General features: G+C 31.3%; 19 protein-coding genes and 1 pseudogene. 6 read left to right on the top strand and 14 right to left on the bottom strand.

The features are described from left to right. Nucleotides 1-70: 70 nt before the first annotated feature. The 7 genes and pseudogenes from LGK95_RS10895 to LGK95_RS10865 all read right to left on the bottom strand — a co-directional run bounded on the left by LGK95_RS10895 (nt 71) and on the right by LGK95_RS10865 (nt 4,780). Nucleotides 71-223, bottom strand: coding sequence for an SHOCT domain-containing protein (locus LGK95_RS10895; RefSeq protein WP_226124817.1), 153 nt, complete (start codon nt 221-223; stop codon nt 71-73). Nucleotides 224-277: 54 nt separating this feature from the next. Then, the gene (locus LGK95_RS10890; RefSeq protein WP_226124816.1) at nt 278-1,021 is read right to left on the bottom strand and encodes a cupredoxin domain-containing protein; all 744 of its coding nucleotides are present in this window, start codon (nt 1,019-1,021) and stop codon (nt 278-280) included. A gap of 223 nt (nt 1,022-1,244) precedes the next feature. Then, nucleotides 1,245-1,592: an IS3 family transposase gene (locus LGK95_RS10885; RefSeq protein ID WP_226124815.1), complete on the bottom strand. Its 348-nt coding sequence runs from the start codon at nt 1,590-1,592 to the stop codon at nt 1,245-1,247. Between the two features lie 57 nt (nt 1,593-1,649). Further along, nucleotides 1,650-2,081, bottom strand: a complete 432-nt coding sequence (locus LGK95_RS10880; protein WP_226124814.1) for an IS3 family transposase — start codon at nt 2,079-2,081, stop codon at nt 1,650-1,652. Nucleotides 2,082-2,195: 114 nt separating this feature from the next. Next, the gene (locus LGK95_RS10875; protein WP_226124813.1) at nt 2,196-2,438 is read right to left on the bottom strand and encodes a hypothetical protein; all 243 of its coding nucleotides are present in this window, start codon (nt 2,436-2,438) and stop codon (nt 2,196-2,198) included. Between the two features lie 71 nt (nt 2,439-2,509). Continuing rightward, nucleotides 2,510-2,716, bottom strand: a pseudogene (locus tag LGK95_RS10870) (HoxN/HupN/NixA family nickel/cobalt transporter); the annotation flags it as partial. Between the two features lie 246 nt (nt 2,717-2,962). After that, nucleotides 2,963-4,780, bottom strand: coding sequence for an urease accessory protein UreH domain-containing protein (locus LGK95_RS10865; protein ID WP_226124811.1), 1,818 nt, complete (start codon nt 4,778-4,780; stop codon nt 2,963-2,965). Nucleotides 4,781-5,220: 440 nt separating this feature from the next. On the opposite strand from LGK95_RS10865, the gene LGK95_RS10860 reads away from it, so the two are divergent. After that, nucleotides 5,221-5,412 (top strand): hypothetical protein, encoded by a 192-nt coding sequence (locus tag LGK95_RS10860; RefSeq protein WP_226124810.1) that lies wholly within the window; start codon nt 5,221-5,223, stop codon nt 5,410-5,412. Beyond that, a complete protein-coding gene (locus LGK95_RS10855) occupies nt 5,413-5,814 on the top strand; it encodes a GGDEF domain-containing protein (protein WP_226124901.1) in 402 nt (133 codons plus the stop codon). A 47-nt stretch (nt 5,815-5,861) separates the two neighbouring features. Here the strand turns inward: LGK95_RS10855 and LGK95_RS10850 are convergent, their stop codons facing one another. The 3 genes from LGK95_RS10850 to LGK95_RS10840 all read right to left on the bottom strand — a co-directional run bounded on the left by LGK95_RS10850 (nt 5,862) and on the right by LGK95_RS10840 (nt 8,284). Continuing rightward, nucleotides 5,862-7,259: a sensor histidine kinase gene (locus LGK95_RS10850; protein WP_226124809.1), complete on the bottom strand. Its 1,398-nt coding sequence runs from the start codon at nt 7,257-7,259 to the stop codon at nt 5,862-5,864. Nucleotides 7,260-7,302: 43 nt separating this feature from the next. Then, the gene (locus LGK95_RS10845; protein WP_226124808.1) at nt 7,303-7,998 is read right to left on the bottom strand and encodes a response regulator transcription factor; all 696 of its coding nucleotides are present in this window, start codon (nt 7,996-7,998) and stop codon (nt 7,303-7,305) included. Between the two features lie 67 nt (nt 7,999-8,065). Next, nucleotides 8,066-8,284, bottom strand: a complete 219-nt coding sequence (locus LGK95_RS10840) for an SHOCT domain-containing protein (RefSeq protein ID WP_226124807.1) — start codon at nt 8,282-8,284, stop codon at nt 8,066-8,068. A 175-nt stretch (nt 8,285-8,459) separates the two neighbouring features. Here LGK95_RS10840 and LGK95_RS10835 point away from each other — a divergent pair, with 175 nt between their 5' ends. After that, nucleotides 8,460-8,708: a hypothetical protein gene (locus tag LGK95_RS10835; protein ID WP_226124806.1), complete on the top strand. Its 249-nt coding sequence runs from the start codon at nt 8,460-8,462 to the stop codon at nt 8,706-8,708. A gap of 265 nt (nt 8,709-8,973) precedes the next feature. On the opposite strand, the gene LGK95_RS10830 is transcribed toward LGK95_RS10835, so the two are convergent. The 4 genes from LGK95_RS10830 to LGK95_RS10815 all read right to left on the bottom strand — a co-directional run bounded on the left by LGK95_RS10830 (nt 8,974) and on the right by LGK95_RS10815 (nt 11,569). Further along, a complete protein-coding gene (locus LGK95_RS10830) occupies nt 8,974-9,162 on the bottom strand; it encodes a hypothetical protein (RefSeq protein WP_226124805.1) in 189 nt (62 codons plus the stop codon). Next, entirely contained in the window at nt 9,152-9,394 is a 243-nt protein-coding gene (locus tag LGK95_RS10825; protein ID WP_226124804.1) for a hypothetical protein, read from the bottom strand. Before LGK95_RS10825 ends, LGK95_RS10830 begins: the two co-directional genes overlap by 11 nt. A 123-nt stretch (nt 9,395-9,517) precedes the next feature. Further along, the gene (locus LGK95_RS10820) at nt 9,518-10,885 is read right to left on the bottom strand and encodes a sensor histidine kinase (RefSeq protein WP_226124803.1); all 1,368 of its coding nucleotides are present in this window, start codon (nt 10,883-10,885) and stop codon (nt 9,518-9,520) included. A gap of 3 nt (nt 10,886-10,888) precedes the next feature. After that, nucleotides 10,889-11,569: a response regulator transcription factor gene (locus tag LGK95_RS10815; RefSeq protein ID WP_226124802.1), complete on the bottom strand. Its 681-nt coding sequence runs from the start codon at nt 11,567-11,569 to the stop codon at nt 10,889-10,891. A 569-nt stretch (nt 11,570-12,138) separates the two neighbouring features. Here LGK95_RS10815 and cysC point away from each other — a divergent pair. The 3 genes from cysC to LGK95_RS10800 all read left to right on the top strand — a co-directional run. Beyond that, nucleotides 12,139-12,732, top strand: coding sequence for an adenylyl-sulfate kinase (gene cysC / locus LGK95_RS10810; RefSeq protein ID WP_226124801.1), 594 nt, complete (start codon nt 12,139-12,141; stop codon nt 12,730-12,732). Nucleotides 12,733-12,741: 9 nt separating this feature from the next. Then, nucleotides 12,742-14,421, top strand: coding sequence for an adenylyl-sulfate reductase subunit alpha (locus LGK95_RS10805; protein ID WP_226124800.1), 1,680 nt, complete (start codon nt 12,742-12,744; stop codon nt 14,419-14,421). Then, a partial coding sequence (locus tag LGK95_RS10800; RefSeq protein WP_226124900.1) for a 4Fe-4S dicluster domain-containing protein occupies nt 14,411-14,572 on the top strand: 162 nt, incomplete at its 3' end. The genes LGK95_RS10805 and LGK95_RS10800, both read left to right, overlap by 11 nt.

Below are 14,572 nucleotides of genomic sequence, written 5' to 3'. Positions count from 1 at the left end.
TACTTTAAAATCATATTTTTCTTCTGGTTATATTCTTCTTCTGTAATTTCTCATTGAGCAAAGTGCTCATTTAAGTACCGTTGCTGCCTATATTATTGTAGTGACCACTGAGATTTGAATGACCTGCTAATTTTAATATAGCATATACAATAATTGCGACAAGAACAATTGGTATTAACATCATAAATATTCCTCCATAACCAACTCCATAACCCATCATCATAATAAGATCCTCCTTTATACTAGTATATTGTTATTTTAGTTTATTAAAGTGCATCTATTTAATAACAAATTTTCCATACATTCCCTTTTGTGCATGGCCAGGATATTGACAAATGTAATAAAACGTTCCTTCCTGATTAGTAGTAAAAGTAGTAACTGAAGTTGGATATTTATCCTTTGTGGCTTCAGGAAGTGGTGTAATAAAGCTATCAGGATAGATGCCACCGCCCATCATAGACATATAATTGTAAGCTGGAGTTGCATTTGTAACTTCTACTCCATGGGACATTCCATCATCTTCATTAATCATTTCTAAAGAAATTTTTGCATTTTTAGGAACTTGCAGCATAGGATTAATTAAGCCACCAATAAAAAATTTGTCATCCGCTATCTTAGGGCCACCTAATAATACAATATTTACATCTTTCCCCCTAAATGTAATAGTATTATTTTTTTTATCCACTGTAGCATTTTTTAAGGAATCCTCCATATGCTTATTTGCAGTTTCTTCATTTAAGGAAGAAATGTTGGTAGTTCCATTTTGAAATCCATTTCCGCCCATCATTCCTCCACGATTATTACCATTATATCCATTCATCATGCCACCAGAGTTCTCGTAATTCTGCTCTTTTCCTCCTCTGTCGCTATTAAATTGGGAATTTGTCATCCCTTTATTATTAGGATTAAGTGAAGAATCTACATTGTGATTTACAAAATAAACACTCCAAGCACCATAACTAATAAGAGCAGCTGTAGAAAAAATTAATAATACACTCCAACCTAGTTTTGATTTCTTCATAATATCACCCTATCCTTTCATTTTATATAAATTCATCTTTTTCATGTCGAATCAATAAAAAATAATTCGTACTTCGTCGATATAAGTTTATTATATAAAACAATTGTGTGGCAATTATGGAGAGAAAAAGATATATTAAACAAAGAGGTAGAGGAGCTTGATCTATACCCCAAAAAGTAGACAAATAAATGAAATGTACCGAAAGAGTAATATAATTTATGTATTACTCTTTCTCTTTTTTAATCCTGACAATTTCATGATTTTTGAATTCAGCAGGTGTTAGGTATCCTAATCTTCTCTGAATCCTTACACTATTGTAATAATGATAATATTGCCATGTTTCTCTTATAAGGTCATCTTTGCTCACTATAATAATGTTAGGATTGTACAACACTTCACTCTTATAACATCCCAAAAAACTTTCCATAGGAGAATTATCAATAGGAGTTCCTTTCCTAGACATACTCTGTATGAAGTTTTTATCTTTTAGTTCATTCTGGAATAGAACATTATTATAGAGGGTTCCTTGGTCCGAATGGATAATAGTACCTTCCGGTAAGGATTTATTCAAAATATTTTTAAACGATTCTCGGATAAGTTCCCTGGTCTGATAATTTTTAACTGCAAATCATTCTAACATTCCGGTGTGAAGGTCCTTCACTGCCGATATATATATCTTTTTCCCACCTACTTTATACTCAGTAACATCAGTTACCATCTTGTCAAATGGACAACTTGTACTGAAATTCCTAACCAATACATTTTTCTTAGGATGTGGATCTCCAGGTTTCCTATATCTCTTTTTTATCTTGACTATAGATAAATAACCATTCTGTGACATCAAACGGTAAACCTTTTTATGGTTTATATTAAGGCCATAGTCAGCCGAAAGCGCCGCTGTCATCCTCTCCACACCATATCTCCCATAGTGTTTGATATAGAGTTTCTCAATGAATTTAATAACTTGTGCATCCTCTTTTAAATTTTCGGACACTACCATTCTCTTATTTAACCACCGATAATATCCTGATCTATTTATTTCAGCAACTTGAAGCAACAAAGTTACGGGGTATCTGCTGCTTAGTTTTTCAATTATTTCATATTTTCTTTTTTTTAATATTGTCTTGATTTACTTGAAGGAGCTTTTTAAGATATTCATTTTCAGCTTTTAATTTTAATATTTCTTCTTCAGGAGAATCATATTTTTTTTAGGGCGACCTCTCATTGGTGATGGAGTCTTACCTCTTTTACTTTCAAGTCCAGCTATTCCAATTTTAAACCATTGAGTTAACATGTTAGGAGATCTAAATCCAAGTTTCTTTGAAAGGAATTTTACACCTCCTTCATCACCACTATTGTATCTCTCAATTACATTAATCTTAGATTCAACAGAATAAAAATTCTTTTTTTTGCCCATAATAAACCCCCCTTAATTTAGTCTACACTACTTTTTAGTTTCGTGTCTACTCAAGGGGGTATAGTTCAATGTACAGTATAAACTGTAACCACAGCCATTAGCAAAACAACTGTAGAGTGACCAAAGGAAAAGAAAAAGCCTACACCATTTGGATTTTCCTTTTGATGCACTAGCTTACGAATTGTATTATCAATTGCCCCAATGTGGTCAGCATGGAAAGCATGACGTAAACCTAATGTATAAGCAAGAAAAGCCATTCAAATAATTGCAGGATATTTGCTTGATACTAGTACTTAAAGAACTAAACCTAAAATATGTATTGACCAACCTGAATAATTTTTTTATAATGCTTTTTTTCATATACATCTTCCTCCATACATTTTTTAAAATAAAAGGGTAGAACAAAATGTCCTACCCTCGGGGTAATAATTATTAAAAATAAGGTTTAATTAAATTTTACAATAATATTAAATTAAACCTTATTTGAGAGACTTCGTGCCTCTCCGAATATTATATTAAAAAAATTAACCACCTATATAATCTTTTCTAATCTTTTTTAAATCTGCATTTTTTAAATCATCTACTACAACCACACCACCTACTACAATATTGCCATCCTTTATAATAGAATAGATGCCGTTTGCACTAAACGTGGTAGTTACTTTAACAGTTCCCTTTTCACCTTTAAAAGTAGTTATATTGTTGCCAGTGTCTGATGCAGCTATTTCAAAGGTCCCACTTGGATTGTCAAATTTATTTAAATCAAAGCTTAAAATTGTATTAACACTTTTTTCTGCAACTACAATTATTGGTTCAAATTCATATCCTGTACCCTTAATTGAACTAGCCTGGTTGTTTCCGGACAATACAGCTTTTTGGATCAATCTACTTGTTTCAACTTTACTCAAATCTGTACCATAAATACTTGCTTTTTCAGGGGTAGCAGGTGCAGCAGTTGTGCCACCCATGGTACAACCAGGCATTCCACTGGATGGAGCTGGTATTGATGAATCGGGTTTTGAGGTGTCTACAGAGGCAACATTATCAACTACTTTAATTACTCCGCGAATCATACCCATCCCACAGCTGAAGCTTATATCTTTATCTTTTGGTGTAAATTCAATTATGTTTTCACCTGTTTGTAATGTCTTATTAATATTTAAGGAAGGTACAACAATTTGTCCGTTGCAGGAGTTTAATTCCTTGCCATCAATTATCCATTTTACAGGTATATTTTTTTGAACATATAGGCCATTTGGAGTATATCCTGAACCATCTGCTGACATTCTAATTATCTGGACTCCATTTTCTATAGTTGGCTTAGCAGCAGGTGGAGTTGAAGTCAATGTTTTATTTCCAGATAAACTAGCGGCTATTGTAGACGTAGAAGGCACGTTTATACCAGCTAATGCGAGCCCTCTAGTTCCCATTAAAATACCCAAAACGACAATCAGTACTCCACTGAATTTTAAAAGAGTTTTTGTATATCCTTTAGTAATGAGACCTGATAATGCTCCAAAGGTCAACATTAAAGGTACTGTGCCGAGAGAAAATAATAGCATAGATAAGGCACCATTAAAAGCACTTCCGGTTCCTAAAGCATATAGTTGCATTGTCTGAAGGGGTCCACAAGGCAGAAGTCCATTTAAAACACCAACTAAAAAAGGAGTTTTCGGTTTTTTCTTAACCGAACAAGCTGACCAAGGGAGTTTTAAATTAAGTTTTCTAAATAAGCTAAAGCCACTCATATTAAGCCCCATTATTACCATAAAGACACCAGCAAATATTTGAAGCCCAGCCTTTGCAGATATTGATAGTGAAAGTACTGAACCTAGAGCACCAACGATTCCACCAATTACAGTATATGATAGAACTCTACCTGTATTGTATAGGAGGGCAGGTTTGATAGAATCAAATTTATTTTTGTTATCTTTACTTATACTTTGTGATAGCATTATTCCCCCACACATACCTACGCAATGTATTGAAGTAAGAACTCCAACAATGAATAGAACAAAATATGTAGCACCATTGAGTCTAGAGGTCATGTCGATTCCACCTGATGAATTCCCAATTAATATAATTGCTGCTACAATTATAAATATACCAACTATTTTGTAGTTATTTGAACTTTCTGTACTATAACCAGCCGCTTTTACAGCAGTTCTAATTCTTTCATGATTACAGAAATCTGTATCATATTCTATAGTTAGAGATTGACTACTGAAGCTTGCAATAGTGTTTTTAACACCATATAATTCCATAACTGCTCTTTCTACTCTTGATTCACATGATGTACATGTCATGTCAAAGACTTTTATTTTTTCCTTTTTAAGACTCACCTTATTACCTCCTACAATTTTTAATATATAATGTTTAATGTTTTATTCAATGAATTTTTATCCTGAAAGTTTTATAAGTAATAGGAGTGTGTTTTTAATTCTATGAATATAGACCGTGACTTAAACTATATAAAATATATGTGTAGATTTTATGAAGATATTAGTAGTTTCAAAATAAAAATATATAGTTAATAAATTTAAAAATGAATTACACTATAATTCATACTGGTAGTAAGTTTATATAAATAAAAAGAGTAATGTGTTTTTTTAATGTTATAATAATCTTATAACAAAACTAAGCAATTAAGTAAATTTTTGTTATTTAAATTTCGGGGGGATATAGATGAAATATAGAGATAATTATAAGCATTTTAGTTTTGATTATATTAAACGGATTAGTATTAAGCAAGATAATTATACCTTTATATGGTGTTAGACTAATGCATTGTATAATTACATCCATAATGTTTGGGGGAGTGTATTACTTATCAGTTCTAAGGGTATATTCAAAATATACTCTTTTCAAGGAGAGTAATGAACAACTTAAAATGGAGTTAAAAGTAGATAAGTTAACAGGATTATTTAATAGAGGAACCTTCGACGCGGACCTAAAAAAGATCTTAGATTCTTAGATATACTCAGCAATATTCATAGACATTGATGATTTTAGAAATTTTAATAATGATTACGGACATTTTGTTGGTGATGAGGATTTAATAAACGTAAGTAAAGCTATTATAAATGGTGTAAGAAAGAATGATAGGGTTTATAGATACGGATGGGAGGAAATCGTTATAATATTAAAAGGTTGTAATAAAGAAGAGGCATTTATTGTTGCTGAGAAAATCAGAAATAATGTAAGCTCTATTGATAATTCGATTTTACATAAGATGTCTATTTCTTTAGGGGTATCGGCGTATCCAGTTGATGGAGGAAATGTTGAAGAAATAATACAGGCATGTGATGAAGCACTTTTATATGCCAAGAATAAGGGTAAAAATAAAACGGTTGTGTTTAATAAAAATCTTAATTAATTTTATTATAATGATTGTTATATAAAGAGTGCTTAAATCCAGACAGGTTATTTATCTGGATTTAATATTGGTTTAGGGAATGTAATAAAGAAGGTACTTCCTTTACCCAAGGTACTGTTCACACTAATGGTACCCGTGTGAGCTTCAACAATAGCTTTTACAATTGTTAGACCTATGCCTGCACCACCGGTGTTTTTATCACGAGATTCATCACTTCTGTAAAATCTTTCAAAGATGAAGGGTAAATCTTTCTTAGAAATCCCAATTCCATTGTCCTTTACTTCTATAATAATGCCATCTTTATCAGACTTTAGAGTCAATAAAACTTCACCATTTATTTTGGAATATTTAAGTGAATTTGAAAGCAGATTATACATTACTTGCTTTAGTTTATCTTTATCCATTAATACTTCAATATTTGGAATTAAATTTGAATTAATTTTTGAGCCTGAAGTTTCATATAAAGGTTCAAAAGAGGTTACTACTTTTTCTAGTTCTAAGGATAAGTTGAATTTTGACTTATTTAAATTAAGACTTGTTTGTTCTAATTTCGCTATGTCGTTAAGGCCTTCCACCAATTTTATTAATCTTTGAATTTCTTCATAAAAACTTGTGAGCATATCCTCTGTGGGTTCCCAAACTTTGTCTAGCAATGCCTCTACATGTGATTTTAGATTGGTAAGTGGTGTCCTAAGCTCATGAGCCATATCAGAAGTTAAACGCTTCCTAAGTAGCTCTTGATTTTGCAGCGTTTCTGCTAGATAGTTCATAGAAATTGTTAAGTCGTCTATTTCTTTGGTTTTAGATACAACCTGTGATCTTGCTTCTAAATCTCCATTTCGCATTTTATTAGCTGTATCTGTTATTTTTGTCAAGGGTGATGATATCTGTTTTGAAAGAAAGATACTGATTATTAACCCAAAGATTAAAGCTATTAAAATAGAAACAAAAAAAGAATGATTTAACGTTGTTTTGAATGTTAGTGCTCCTGTATTCAAAAAAGATGTCCCATAATATCCAAAAACTATAGTTCCTAACTTTTTATTATTTTTAATTAATGGGTAACTATCTTCAGTATATTGCCCTGGTTTAATTGAAGAAAAATCATTCATCATTGAACTCATCATTGTTTTGTTTTGTAAATTTGTACTACTTGAGGTGAAAACAATAACTCCTGTTGCATTTTTTACTTGAATATACAATTCTTCTGCATTTGAATATCTTAATATTTCCGCCTTGTTAGTAGTTGAAATGCCTGTTTGCTCATCGTATAAGCCATCTATTACCGTTGCAATTTTATCTACTTTTGTTTTGTGCTCAGCAATTAAATAATTGCTGAATTTTTTACTAATCATATAATTTGAAACTAAACCTGCAATGAATATAGATATAAATGCAGTAAGAAGAAAACCTATGGATAATTTCTTTGTTAAGGACATTTTCATTTAAAACCACCTCATATTTTCACTAGTATTCAGTTCTTGGTAATTAACCCTGGAATTTATACCCCATTCCATATATTGAAATTATATATCTTGGATTTTTCGGATCATCCTCTATCTTATATCTAATATTTTTAATATGAGTATCCACAGTTCGATCAAACCCCTCATAGTCTATACCAAAAGATTTATTAACTAACTGTTCTCTTGAGAATACTTGCCCGGGATTAGTTAAAAGTGCAATTAAAATTTTAAACTCATTAGCAGTTAAAGTAATAGGTCGCCCTTGCTTTTTTACAATCATTTTCCCAATATTTATCTCTAAATCACCTTTATTAATAATTAATAGCTCTGCTAGTGGATTATTATCTCTATACGTTCGTCGTATAATAGCTTTAACCCTACTAATTAGTTCTGGATTGCTAAATGGTTTAGTTATGTAATCATCGGCGCCAATAGCAAGTCCGTCTATTTTATTGTCTTCTTCTGTTTTTGCTGTAAGCATGATAATTGGCACTGAAGAGGTAGCTCTAATTTTATTGCATACTTCTTCACCAGACATTTTTGGGAGCATTAAATCTAATATAATTAAATGTATTAGTTCGTTCTTAAATATGTTTAAAGCATCTTCTCCATCCATAGAAGTTAAAACTTCAAAGCCTTCTTTGATTAAGTAAGCTTCGATCACATTTAGAACCTTCTGTTCATCATCAACTACTAAAATTCTAGTTTTTTCAATCATTTCTTCACTCCAATATTCTTAATTAATATTTAGTTTATATCAAATAGATATTTAATTCAACATAAAATTATAAGAGATTACCCCTAGTTTTTTTAGAAAGAATGATTTTCTTCTTAGTATATTCTTCCTCATTAATTTCGTCCTTAGCATATCTTTCATTTAATATATTTAATGCTGAATTACTTGATAATGAGAAGGGTGAAGGTGAATTAAGTTTCATTAGTTTAAAAGCTGAGAAAATTAATGCTAGAAATATTAAAAATCCAAAGCCCATCATAAGAAACATTCCAACTCCAGTGCCCTAGCCAGAGCCTAAAAATCCATTGCAAAACATGAAAAACACCTCCTAGTTCAAGTTTATATTTATTCTTTTAACATAATTAAATTATAAACTATAATTGCGGAGAAAATATGAAGAGGATAAATTAACATAACAAATATCTATCTTCAGTATAAATAGTATGTTTTGTGCGCAAACATGTTATGAATGCTTTAGAGCATGCTTAAATGAACCTGATGTTAGTGCAAGAAAGAATTGTATAATTATTCTTGTTGAATGTGCACAAATGTTCCAAATGTCAGCGTCGATTATGTCAATGGATGATGAACTTGTAAAAGATCATTGTAAACTCTGTGCTTCTATTTGTGATAAATGTACTACAGAATGTCACACATGTGCTGATGAATGTAGAAAAATGACTCCTATGTAAATGCATATAGTATTTTATTTAATAAAGATGACTACTTAAAATTAAGCAGTACTCTTTACTGAAACTATTACGTTTCTAAGTGATAACAGTAGTAAAAATAAATATGAATGTGTGGATAATTTTAGGACATACTAATATGATTGTTATATTTGTTAAATGATAGGGTGAAGTTTTGCAGGTACATCTTTACCAGTGGGGGATAATCTTATAATTTCATTAAAGGTTTCTAGTGAAAGATAATTTGCATTTGTGAATACTGTTGCCATTAACTCAATTTTTTATTATCATCAAAAATGGCATTAAAGCCCTTTAAAATCGCGGTATTAAATGGAGGTATTAAAGTTGGCTGTAAAAAATAAAGTCTATTGGCCTCCGATGGACCTAATCCTTTTATATGATAACTATCAAGTTTAATAATTTTCTTTAGTAACTTATCAGCCGTATTAGCTGACATGTCCCAATATTCTCTTATTATTTTCATTTTCATATATATCAAAAATTCTTAATTTAGGATTCCAATAGAATGGATGAGCAGCTTCTTTAAATACTTGTTTTTGCTCCGTAATACAGGACAATGTGATTTCTAATGGGGAACCCTTAAAATCATTTCCAAAGGTTTCATCCTTAATTGATCTAATTGTATCAATCACTCCACGTCTAATTGAACGAAAAGCTTTCATTCTCATGTTATTATAAATAAACCAGGTGTTATATACAGATTCTGAATCTGTTTTAAATTTTAAAATGAGGTCGACTAAATTTGGGTCTCTACAACCGATCCAATTTATTTGTTAGTGTTTGTATTATAATTACAGAATCCTATTAAAATACACAGTAAATACGCTACCTTTTCCCTCTTCACTTTTCACTTTTATGTCTGCCTTATGAAGGGTTAATATATTTTTTACAATGGTAAGTCCTATCCCCGAACCTTCTATTTCATGTCTACTTTTATCTCCTCTATACAATCTTTCGAATATATAAGGTAAATCCTCCTCTTTAATCCCAAGGCCCGTATCCTCTATTTTCATTATCACTTGTTCATCAGATTCTTTTAAAGTAATATTAATCTTTCCTTTCTCTTTAGTAAATTTAATAGCATTTGAAATCAAATTAATAATTACCTGTTTTATTTTATCTTTATCTCCTATAATATTATATTGTTTGCAGGTACTATATTCCAGTACCATATCAATATTTTTATTTTGTGATATTATTTTAAATTCTTTTACGACTGAAAGAAGAATATCCCTAAAAGAAATTTGTTCCATATTTAAAGCTGTTTTTTCTCCTTCAACCTCTCTTAGGGCATTTAAATTGTCTATAAGCTTTCCAAACCTAATAACTTCTTCATTAAGATAAGTTAATCTTTCAGTGTCTACTTGGAAAATACCATCGATCATAGCTTCTAAATTATTCTGAAGAATATTAAGGGGCGTTCTAACTTCATGAGATATATCTGATATTAACCTTTTTCTAATCGCATCCTGATGCTGAAGCTTTTCTCCAAGTATATTTACACTATTCCTTAAATCCTCAAATTCTAAAATACTACTCTTATGATTTGACCTTACACGATAATTACCATTTGAAAGATCAATTGAAATCTTTGAAACTTGCCTAATAGGATTAGAAAACTGCTTTGAAATAAACAGACTAATTAATACTGTTATTAAAATTGAAAGTATAACACTTAATATAATACTTTTATTTACTGATATTTTAAAATTTACATCTTCACTAGATAACAATACCGGACCATATTGTCCTATTTCTAGGTATCCTACAATCTTGTCATTAGATTGTATTTTAAAGGTGCTTGTAGTATAAACGCCTTCATTTTTAACATTCATATTAACATCAGTGTTTTGAACTATGTCATGAGGGTTCATTCCCCAAACAACCTTTTTGTCTCCATTCCTAAGAGTAAGGGCATAGTTACTCATATAAGCTTCATGCATGATTTCTACTCCGGAAGATTCTGACCACTTACCATTTTTTTTATACACATCTTCTAAATATTTTATTATCCTAGTATTCCTTTTATTTTGTATTTCAACTAAGTACTTGTTAAATGTTTTTGATATTGTTATATTTACTAAGAGTGTAGATAAGAAAAGTGCTAATATAGAGACACTTACCAAAATAATACTCAATCTCTTTCTTATGCTTTGCATAAATTAATCACCGCCAAATTTGTAACCAATTCTAGTTACGGTTACTATATATTTAGGATTTTTGCTGTCTTCTTCTATCTTTTTTCGTATATTTTTAATGTGTACATCTATTGTTCTATCAAAACCTTGAAAATCTATTCCCATAATTCTCTCAATGAGATTTTCCCTTGTAAATACTTTGCCCTCATTCGATGAAAGAACATGTACTATGTCAAATTCATTTGGTGTAAGAGATATTTCATGACCCTTTACCTTGACTATTCTATTCTCATAATTAATTTCTAAATCACCATTATTATAAACCTTTGTTTCACGATTATTTATATTAAGCCTTCTAAATAAAGCATTTACTCTTGCAGTTAATTCTCGCGGGCTGAAAGGCTTAACTAGATACTCATCTGCTCCAAGGTTTAATCCTTCTATTCTATCCTCTAAGGTACTCTTTGCTGTAAGCATAAAGATATGCACTTCGGATATTTTCCTGAGCAAACTACACACTTCTTCACCAGATATATCTGGTAACATTAGGTCTAATATGACTAAGCTGAATCCAATTTTCTGGAAAAGTTTTATTCCGTCCATACCCTTTGTAGTAGAATAGACACCATAGCCTTCTTTTTGGAGATATGCTTTTAGTACTTCTGAAATTTTTTCTTCGTCTTCAATGATCAATATATTATCCACGTTTGTACACTCCTCTTTAAAATTAATAGTAAACAGTTAAAGTATTATTTTTTCTATAGCATGAAAGTTTCAACTTTCTAGATTCCACTTACTATCATATTATCAATTTATGGATGCTATCATTACTATAATAACCGAAACTAAACTATAATAACCGAAACTAATCGTAATATAAAGATATCTACAAAAATGTTTGGAAAATACCATAAATGTAAAGTTCAGCCTATAATAACCATAACCATGGTGGATAAAAAAATCAATTTATCTTAGTAAATAAAACAATTTATATTAACCATGAACATATTTATGAACAGTAGAATGAATTTTCAAGTTGTTTCTTCATAATGCCTACATATGATTAGTGTAATATACAAATCAACACTTATTTATACAGTAAAAAGTATATATATGAGTTATTAAACTGGTCTTTTGCATGGAGGGTTTTAATGGCATGGGAGATGCTTCCTTCTACAAAGGGCTAGGCTGTTTTTTCAAGATTAGAAAAAATATGAGACATAAATGGGGTCTTGATAGGGTCTAGTTTCAAAAATTAATGGAGGCGAAAATATATGAGTACAGAAAATGAAAATCTTACCTGGCATGATGCTTCTGTAACTAGAGAGCATAAGGAAAATTTACTAAAGCAAAAGTCTAAATTGTTATGGTTTACGGGGTTATCAGGTTCTGGTAAGTCAACAGTAGCAAACAGTTTGGATATAATATTAAATGAGAGTGGTCAAGCAACATACTTACTAGATGGAGATAATATACGCTTAGGCATAAATTCAGATCTTGGATTTTCGCTTCAAGATAGAAATGAGAATATTAGACGTATTGGTGAAATAGGAAAATTATTTGTAGATGCTGGGCTTATAACTATTGCATGTTTTATATCTCCACTAAAAGCAAATCGCGACATGGTTAGGGCGGCTCTAGGGAATGATTTTATTGAAGTTTTTGTGGATTGTCCACTAGATGAATGTGAGAAAAGAGATCCCAAAAACTTATATAAAAAGGCTAGAGCAGGCGTGATTAAAGAATTTACTGGTATATCCTCGCCTTATGAAAAACCTGAAAATCCCGAAATAATTATAAATACGAATGAGTTATCCATAGATGAATGTGTAGACAAGATATTAGAATATATAAAATGCCTTGGTTAGGAGATTATAATGAAGCTAGAAACAATAATATTGGAAACTGATGTATTAGTTGTTGGTGGAGGTACTTCTGGATGTTATGCTGCATTAACCTTAAGTAAGCAAGAAGATATGAACATTATAGTAGTGGATAAAGCTAATATAAAAAGAAGTGGATGTTTAGCGGCTGGTGTTAATGCAATTAATGCCTATATTAATAATGGATATACACCTGAAGACTTCGTAGACTATGTTAAAAATGAAGCAGAGGGAATTATAAGAGAAGATCTGGTATATTCTATTGCTAAAAACTTGAATAAGGTTACAAAAAACATGGAAAGTATAGGCCTTACTATATTAAAGGATTCAGATGGACAATACGTTACTCGTGGCAAACGAAGTATTAAAATTAATGGGGAAAACATAAAACCCCTTCTTGCAAATGAGGTTAACTCAAAGAAAAACGTAACGGTGTTAAATAAAGTAAATATTATAGATTACATTATGAAAGGTAACGTAGTTATTGGTGCTTACGGGTTTAATATACAAGAGAATATATTTTATGTGATATATTCTAAGGCTGTTATTTGTACAACTGGTGGAGCTTCAGGCCTCTATAAACCTAATAACCCCGGATTTTCGAAACATAAGATGTGGTATTCACCATTTAATACTGGGGCAGGTTATGCTATGGGCATAAGAGCAGGTGCTGAAATGACTTCTTTTGAAATGAGGTTCATAGCACTTAGATGTAAGGATACCATAGCACCTACAGGCACAGTGGCTCAAGGTATTGGTGCAAAACAAGTTAATGCCTATGATAATGAGTATGTAAAAAATTATGGCAAGCCAACAACGATTACAAGGCTTCACGCCACTGTGGAGGAAAATAAGAAAGGTCTAGGCCCTTGCTACTTAAAAACTAAGGGGGTGTCAATAGAAGTTGAAGATGAACTTTATAAGGCATATCTTAATATGGCCCCAGCTCAGACACTGAAATGGATTGAGGATGGATTAGGTCCTAGCTCTCAAAATCTAGAGATTGAAGGCACAGAACCTTATGTAGTTGGTGGGCATGCGGCTAGTGGTTATTGGGTAGATGCTAAGCGTGCCACAACTATTTCTGGTTTATATGCAGCTGGGGATGTGGCAGGAGGAAGCCCTAAAAAATATGTAACAGGTTGTTTTGTAGAAGGTGAAATTGCAGCTGATGCTGCAACTGAATTCATAAAAAACAAGAAAAACAAGTATATACAGCAAGAAGAAATAAACACTAAAGCTTTATATTTAGAAACTTTTCTAATAGATGAGGAAAGTATGTTTTCTATAAATAACGTTGAAGAGGCTATGCAAAAGGTAATGGATGAATATGCAGGGGGTATATCTAAAAACTATGTGTATAATTCTAAAAGATTGCTTCTTGCAAGGGAGAAAATAGAGGAGCTTTTACTCATTTCAGGTAAATTGAGGGCAAAAGGGATGAGGGAACTATTGCAGATATATGAGGTTATTGATAGATTATATGTTTGCAAAGTGTTAATAGTTCATCTTCTAGGGAGAAAAGAAACCAGGTGGAAATGTTATGGTGAGAATGCAGATTACAAGGAAAAAGATGAAAACTTGCTTAAATATGTTAATACAATTTATAAAGATGGCAAAGTTCAAGTTGTCTTTAGAAACTTAGTAAAGCGAGATGAAGTTTATGAGCATTAAAATAGATCCACAAAAATGTGTGGGTTGCGGTAAATGCCTTCAGACTTGCCCGGGGAATCTTATATTTAAAAAGGATGACTCAAAAGCTTTTATAAAATATCCCGAGGAGTGCTGGGGATGTACTGCCTGTCTTAAAGAATGTCCTGTTCAA

The organism is Clostridium algoriphilum, assembly GCF_020443705.1.
Lineage (GTDB): Bacteria > Bacillota > Clostridia > Clostridiales > Clostridiaceae > Clostridium_AD > Clostridium_AD algoriphilum.
The sequence above is the reverse complement of the archived record's forward strand: the minus strand, read 5'-3'. Positions and strand labels throughout refer to the sequence as shown.